Annotated in this window: 2 protein-coding genes and 1 pseudogene; 2 read left to right on the top strand and 1 reads right to left on the bottom strand. The window is 76.7% G+C overall.

The annotated features are described in order from the left end of the window. Positions 1 to 109 precede the first annotated feature (109 nt). Positions 110 to 856 (top strand): annotated as a pseudogene (locus tag ACZ4A5_RS29865) (DMT family transporter); the annotation flags it as partial. Here ACZ4A5_RS29865 and ACZ4A5_RS29860 read toward each other — a convergent pair. Then, positions 843 to 1,595 (bottom strand): pyridoxamine 5'-phosphate oxidase family protein, encoded by a 753-nt coding sequence (locus ACZ4A5_RS29860; protein WP_467591003.1) that lies wholly within the window; start codon positions 1,593 to 1,595, stop codon positions 843 to 845. The pseudogene ACZ4A5_RS29865 and the gene ACZ4A5_RS29860 sit on opposite strands and share 14 nt — an antisense overlap. A 35-nt stretch (positions 1,596 to 1,630) precedes the next feature. Here ACZ4A5_RS29860 and ACZ4A5_RS29855 point away from each other — a divergent pair. Beyond that, positions 1,631 to 2,997: aminotransferase class I/II-fold pyridoxal phosphate-dependent enzyme (locus ACZ4A5_RS29855; protein ID WP_467591000.1), on the top strand; the 1,367-nt coding region annotated here is incomplete at its 3' end.

Genomic DNA, 2,997 nt, shown 5'->3' with positions numbered 1-2,997 from the left:
TTCTTTCTGCTTTTTTCTCCTCTCTCTCTCCTCTCCCCCCCGCCCCCCCCCCCCTCCCCCCCCCCCCCCCACCCCACCCCCCCCCCCCCCCCCCCCCCCGCGCCCCGCCCGGCCGTACGAGCCGCTGCCGGGCCGGTGCGCGCGGCTGTTCGTCACGGGTGCCGGCCTCACCGTCTTCCAGGCCGCCTACTTCGCGGCGGTGGAGGCGACCGGTGTCACCGTCGGCACCGTGGTCACGCTGGGCGCCGCGCCGGTCCTCGCGGCCCTGGGCGGGCGGCTGTTCATGGGTGAACGGCTCGGCGCGGGCGGCCGGTCGGCGGTGTCCGGTGTCTTCGCCGGGCTGGCCGTGCTGATGCTCGGCAACGACGGTACGGGCGCGGTGCGCCCCGCCGGCGTGGGGCTGGCGCTGCTCTCGGCCGCCGGCTACGCCGTCGTCACCGTCCACGGCCGTCATGTGGGGCGCGCCGGGCGCGCGTCGGATCCGTTCACCACGACGCTGACGTCCTTCGCGGTCAGCGCCGTGTGCCTGCTGCCGCTCGCGGCCGCGGAGGGGCTGTGGCCGCACACCCGTGAACTGGGCCGCACGCTGGCGATGACGGCGTATCTGGTGAGCGTGCCGACCGCGTTCGCCTACGCGCTGTTCTTCGCGGGTCTCGCCGTCGTGCGGGCCACCACCGTCACGGTGATCACCCTCCTGGAGCCGGTCACCGCCGCCGTCGTCGCGGTGCTGCTGCTCGGTGAACGGCTGACCGCCGCGACCGCGCTGGGCACGGTGGTGCTGCTGTGCGCGGTGGCGGGGCTGGCCGTCGCCGAGACGCGCGCCCCGGTGGCGGCCGAACCGGTCAGAGCGCGGTGACGTAGGCGGGCACCGGTATGCCCGGGGCCAGGTCGTCGGCCGGCACCGGCGTGCCGTAGGCGGTGGTCACGGGGACGACGCCGCTCCAGTGCGGGAGGGCCACGTCCTCCGCGTCGTCCGACGGGCCCCCGGAGCGGATCTTCGCGGACACCTCCGTGAGGTCGATGCGCAGGACGGCCGTCGCGGCGAGCTCCTTGGCCGTCGGCGGGCGGGAGTCCGCGGACCGGCCCGGCACGACCTGGTCCACGAGGGCGTCGAGGGCGGCGCGGAGCTCGCCCTCCTCGGTCACCTGCCGGGCCGTGCCGTGCACCACGACCGAGCGGTAGTTGAGCGAGTGGTGGAAGGCGGAGCGGGCCAGGACCAGGCCGTCGAGGTGGGTGACGGTCAGACAGACCGGCATGCCGTCACCCTCCCGCCGGCTCGCGTCCCGCAGAGGGCGCGAGCCGGTGGAGCCGTGCACATAGAGGCGGTCGCCGATCCGGCCGTAGAGCGTCGGCAGGACCGCGGGGGCGCCGTCGCGCAGGAAGCCGAGGTGGCAGACGCTGCCCGCGTCGAGGATCGCGTGGACCTGTTCCCGGTCGTAGGAGGCGCGGTCGCGGTAGCGGGTCGGCGTGGTGCGCTCGGTGGGCTCGTACGCGCTACGGCCGTGCGGGACGGACGATGCGGAAGCGTCAGATGGGGTGAAAGCGTCAGGTGTGGCGGATGCGGCGGGCATGGCGGGGTCGACGGGAATTGCCATGGCGAACTCCATTGCACTAGTGCATACTGGGCTTTGTGCTAGGAGAGTATCGGATCGAAGGACGCCGCGCAGCGGACATCTCCACCAGCGTGGAGCGGGCCGTGGGAGCCGGGCTGCTCGCGCCCGGCGAACTGCTCCCGCCCATCCGCGAGTTGGCCGTGCAGCTGGACGTCAACCCCAATACGGTCGGGGCCGCCTATCGCCTCCTGCGCGACCGGGGCGTGATCGAGACGGCCGGGCGCCGGGGCAGCCGCGTGCGCCACCGCCCGGCCAGCACCTCGCGCGAGCTGATCCGCGTGGAGGCGCCCGAAGGCGTGCGGGACGTCTCCACGGGCAACCCCGATCCCGCGCTCCTGCCCCCGCTCGGTGCGGCGCTCGCCGCCGCGGCCGCCCGCAGCGCCGAGCGCCCGGTGCTCTACGGCGAGCCCGCGGTGGACACCGAGCTGGAGCGCATGGCACGCGCCGCCTTCACCGCCGACGGGGTGCCCGAGGGGCCGGTCGCGGTCACCTCGGGCGCGCTCGACGGCATGGAGCGCGCGCTTGTCGCGCACCTGCGGCCCGGTGACGCCGTCGCCGTCGAGGACCCGGGCTGGGGCAGCCTGCTCGACCTCGTCCCGGCCCTCGGGCTGCGGCCCGTCCCCGTGCGCGTCGACGACGACGGCCCGCTCCCCGAGGACACCGACCGCGCGCTGCGCGAGGGCGCGCGGGCCCTGGTCGTCACCGACCGGGCGCAGAATCCCACGGGTGCGGCGATCGGCGCGGCACGCGCGCGTGAGCTGCGCGCCGTCCTCGCGGACCACCCGGGGATCCTGCTCATCGAGGACGACCACGGCCACGGCATCGTCGATCTCCCCCTGCGGCCGCTGGCCGGCGCCACCGACCACTGGGTCGTCGTCCGCTCGGCCGCCAAGGCGTACGGCCCTGACCTGCGGCTCGCGGTGCTCACCGGGGATGCCGTCACGGTGGACCGGGTGCGCGGGCGGCAGCGCCTCGGCCCCGGGTGGGTCAGCCATCTCCTGCAGGACGCCGTGGCGCATCTGTCGCGGAGCGGCGCCGTGGACCCGGCGGCCGTCGCCGCGTCGTACGGGCGGCGCAGGGAGGCGCTCGTCGCGGCGCTGCGCGAGCGCGGGGTCACGGCGTACGGGCGGAGCGGGATGAACGTCTGGCTGCCGGTGCCCGACGAGACCGCGGCGGTGGCGCGCCTTCTGCACGCGGGCTGGGCGGTGGCGCCCGGTGCCCGCTTCCGGCTCGCGTCGCCCCCGGCTGTGCGGCTGACCGTCTCCCCGCTGGCCATGGACGACATAGGGCCGGGGGGGGGGGGGGGGGGGGGGGGGGGGGGGGGGGGGGGGGGGGGGGGGGGGGGGGGGGGGGGGGGGGGGGGGGGGGGGGGGGGGGGGGGGGG

The organism is Streptomyces sp. NPDC025618, assembly GCF_055558795.1.
This window is presented reverse-complemented; position numbering and strand designations above follow the sequence as displayed.

Excerpts from the sequence above, each read along its gene's own strand:
- ACZ4A5_RS29860 (WP_467591003.1), bottom strand. The coding sequence starts at position 1,595 with ATGGCAATTCCCGTCGACCCCGCCATGCCCGCCGCATCCGCCACACCT.